We start from the raw sequence: 4,166 nt of genomic DNA, 5'->3' as shown, positions 1-4,166 counted from the left end.
AGACCTCTTGCAAAAGTCTTAAGTCGATCCTTGTACAGCAACATTTTTGAAGATTATCAACTACTAATAAATAATTAACTGAAAGTCCCTCCCATTATTGTTTCTATCGTTTGTTTTCGGATTTATGCAAGAGGTCTTATGTAAACAGTAATTTGAATACGATGACAATTTTTTAGCTAGTGGACTGTTTCAGCTAATTTGGTGTGTTAGAAAAATGCTATAAATTTTATAATCTAAGACTTTAAGCCGAAATCTATTGCCCTATTTTAGCTGAAACAGTCCACTACGTTTATTTTTGTTTTCCCAATTGTTGGGCTTTATAAAAAGTTTCTAAACTGTGACTATCCCCGACAAAACGCCAGTGCCAGGGTTCATAATTAATACCCTGGGGATTATTTTCGGGGAAAGATAACTCGAAACTATACTGGGCAGCGTTATTTTGCAACCAACGAAAAGCGGCAGTATTGGCAAAACTGGTACTTAAATTCGTTGCGGGAGCGCTACCATCGCCAATATCGATCGCATAACCGGTATGATGTTCGCTGTAACCTGGAGGTGCGCTCACTTCTGCTCGTTTGCGGGTTTGCTGATTGCGTTGTTTTTTAACTTCAAAAAAGAGCTTTTCTTGGGTTGCTTTCGATCGAAATGCGGAAATCGGCATTAAAATCACCCCCGACCTTCTCGCGTCACTCTGCATCTGGATAAAAGCCTTGGCTGCCGGTTTCCTTAAACGCATAGCACCATCCCCAGTAATAGGGGCTAATTCCGTCTCTGGGGCCTCTTGATAGGGTAAATGACCTAGAATGTTCTCAATGGTGCTAGGAGTGGCTTTAATGGGGGGGGAGGGGTTAATAACCGGTTTTTTTACGGAAGCAGGGGGACGATTCAAGACTGCTAGGGCAATTATGCCAGTTCCCACCAGAGCAAGTAAACCGCTTGCGATCGTTATGAGACCATGGGGATTAGTAGTTTTTTTGTACTGGCTGTCCCGCAAAGCTTCGGGAATATCATCGATCGGTTTCACGGTTTACTTACCCTCCTGCACCATAATTACATTATTCCCCGGCCACTCCATCTTGACGAGCAGCCTGTTGAACGGCGGCGGCCACAGCCGTAACTACACGACCATCAAAAACCGAGGGAATAATATTCTCTCGATCGAGATTAGCAGGAGTGATCAAAGAAGCGATCGCTTTGGCCGCTTCCAGATACATATTATCGGTGATTGCCCTAGCGCGACAGTCCAGGGCCCCGCGAAATAATCCGGGGAAAGCGAGAACATTGTTAATCTGATTGGGATAATCGCTACGTCCGGTAGCCACCACGGCCACCAAATCATTGATTAATTCCGGTTGAATTTCGGGAATCGGATTAGCCATGGCAAAGACGATCGCATTTTTGGCCATTCCCTTAACCATTTCGGGAGTCAATACCCCCGGTGCGCTCACCCCCAAGAAGACATCAGCGCCTTTAAGAGCATCCCCTAGCTTACCACTGGCGGCCACGGCCCAAGCTTGTTTTTCTGGGGTTAAATCGTCCCGGTTTTGGGAGAGGATACCAAGGGAATCACAGAGGATTATATCTGTGGCTCCTGCGGTTTTAAAGAGAGTAGCGATGGCGATTCCGGCCGCACCTGCACCATTAATGACGATTTTGACTGTATCAAGCGATTTTTTGACAAATTTGAGGGCATTAATCAGGGCAGCCAGGGAAACGATCGCTGTACCGTGTTGATCATCGTGGAAAACGGGAATATTTAATTCCGCTCGCAGACGTTTCTCGATTTCAAAACAGCGGGGAGCGCCGATATCCTCTAGGTTAATACCCCCAAAAACCGGAGCGATTCTTTTAACGGTTGCGATAATTTCTTCGGGGTCCTGGGTGGCTAAACAGATGGGAAAAGCATCAATTCCAGCGAATTCCTTGAATAACATCGCTTTCCCTTCCATTACCGGCAGGGCAGCTTCTGGCCCGAGATTTCCTAATCCTAATACCGCGCTACCATCGGTCACTACAGCGACGGTGTTGCCCTTGATGGTCAATGAGTACACCAGTTCGGGTTGGTGAGCGATAGCGGTGCAGATGCGACCAACTCCGGGGGTGTAGGCCATGGCCAGGTCATCTTGGGAGGTGAGGGGAATACGACTCTCAATGGAGATTTTACCCCGACGATGGAGATCGAAGGTGCGATCGGAAACTTTCAGGAGTTTAACATCCGGTAGAGCTTTAACCGCGGCGATAATCTGTTCCGCTTGGTCGGTACTAGCCGCATCAACCATAATCTCGCGGGTGCTAATCTTTAAATTGCGTTCGATCAGAGAAATTTGCCCTAAATTCCCCCCCACATCGGCGATCGCATTGAGGACAGAAGCGAAGGTTCCCGCTTGATTGGGGATTTCTATCTTGAGACTTAGACTATAGCTAGGATTGGGCGTTAAATGAACCATGCTGAAGGCTTCCAATACTGATAAATATTGATTATCTTCTATCTGTGAGGGACTTTGGTATCTAATCGTGCAGTTTCTTTAGCTATTATGATATCTGTGGTCATAATACCAGGGGAGCGGGGTGTGGGGTGTGGGGTGTGTGGGGTGTGGGGTGTGGGGTGTGGGGAGATGGCAAATTAGGTTAGACTTCATCTTGATGAGAAAGGCTGTAAATATTTCACATTTGTTGATAAGCAGTTTCTAAATCTCTGGTAAATTGTTTGGCATTCCAGAGGGGAGATGTATGACGAGATTGACGTAATTGATAACGAGTTTCTTCCCTTAAATTTTGATCTAATCCTAACTTAATTCCCCACTGCACATATTCCTCATCACTCCAAGCTATACCCTGACTAATGCCGGCATTTTTCATAAAAGTATAGCTATTGCGGGCTGCAAATTGTTCACCAACCCTAGTGACTAAAGGAATTCCCATCCAGAGGGTTTCTAGGGTTGTGGTAGCACCATTATAGGGATAGGTATCGATAACTATATCAGCAATTCCTAGATTAGCGCGATGGGTTTCCTCATTGAAATCATTGGGCAAAAATCTTAATCTATCTTGACTAATTCCCAATTCGTCGGCACTTTTGAGAAATAATTCTCGAATGGTTTCTTTGTCGGCAAAACCTTTGATTAAAAGATAGCTATTAGGAACCTGTTGAAGAATCTGCAATTGGAGAAAAATCGTGTTTAAGGTGCGTTTTAATCCCGATTGCACGGTCAGATAAATAATAGCATCATCGGGAATATTTAAATCAGTTCTTCTCCTGGTGGGAACACCCACTTCAAAACCATCCACGGATAAATAAGAGTTAGGAAGTCGGATAATTTTTTCTGAATAAATTTCTTCAGCATTTTCGGGTAAAACGTAGTTATCGGCGATAAAATAATCAATAGCAGGGATTCCAGAGGCATCTAATCCTAACCAAGTTACTTGTATCGGTGCGGGTTTTAAGGCCATTACTAGATAAGTTGTATTATTAGTTAAGCTATCAAGATCCACTAAAATATCTAATTTGTCTTGACGAATTTGGGCAGTTATTTGTTCAATTTTTGCTGGCAAGTTATAGCTATAATCTGAGTTATTTTTAAACCATTTTTCAGTAATTTCGTCTGCTGCTTGGTTGACAAAATAGGTGTAAATTTCAAATTTATCTCGATTATGATAGTGAAATAACCAGCGACTTAACCAACCCACAGAATGACGACGGAGAGTATGGGCAATATAACCAATTTTTATTTTTCTTGCTGGAGATTTTGGAGAAGAAACAGGAGCAATATAGTTATAGCGGGTTCTTACATCTGTTTGAAAAATTTCCGCTAGTTTACTTTGTAAATAGCGATTAATTTTGGGATTATCTTGATAGTAGGGAAGACAGCTAGTAACTCCTAAAATGGAGTCGATAATAAAAGGAAGCGCATTAAATTGTTTGGCATTAATTTGTCGTTGGATTAGTTGTATTAATTCATCGATAAATTTAGGTAAATTTCCCCAGTCTCCCTTAGCTTGTAAAATACCAATTACTAGAGAAATTCCGGCTCTTCCGAACTTGTCATGTAAAATTAAATAAAAAACAGACAATTATTGCTGACCAATAAAACAATAATTTATCTTTAAAAGCTCACTATGCTTGCAATACAGCAATTTATTGGTTAAAATATAAACAGCCAAGACCA

2 protein-coding genes and 1 pseudogene are annotated in these 4,166 nt (G+C 42.6%); all 3 read right to left on the bottom strand.

Annotated features, from left to right (window positions below; translation table 11 throughout):
- Nucleotides 1–289: 289 nt before the first annotated feature.
- Nucleotides 290–1,024 carry a M15 family metallopeptidase gene (locus tag ACOCD9_RS12910; protein WP_287703003.1) on the bottom strand — a complete coding sequence of 245 codons (735 nt, stop codon included), beginning with the start codon at nucleotides 1,022–1,024 and terminating at the stop codon, nucleotides 290–292.
- A 31-nt stretch (nucleotides 1,025–1,055) separates the two neighbouring features.
- Nucleotides 1,056–2,447, bottom strand: coding sequence for an NAD-dependent malic enzyme (locus ACOCD9_RS12905; protein ID WP_287661810.1), 1,392 nt, complete (start codon nucleotides 2,445–2,447; stop codon nucleotides 1,056–1,058).
- A 217-nt stretch (nucleotides 2,448–2,664) separates the two neighbouring features.
- Nucleotides 2,665–4,026: pseudogene (locus tag ACOCD9_RS12900) on the bottom strand (O-linked N-acetylglucosamine transferase, SPINDLY family protein); the annotation flags it as partial.
- Nucleotides 4,027–4,166: the final 140 nt, after the last annotated feature.

The sequence above is a fragment of the Microcystis sp. genome (assembly GCF_048564745.1).
Classification (GTDB): domain Bacteria; phylum Cyanobacteriota; class Cyanobacteriia; order Cyanobacteriales; family Microcystaceae; genus Microcystis; species Microcystis ichthyoblabe_A.
The sequence above is the reverse complement of the archived record's forward strand: the minus strand, read 5'-3'. Positions and strand labels throughout refer to the sequence as shown.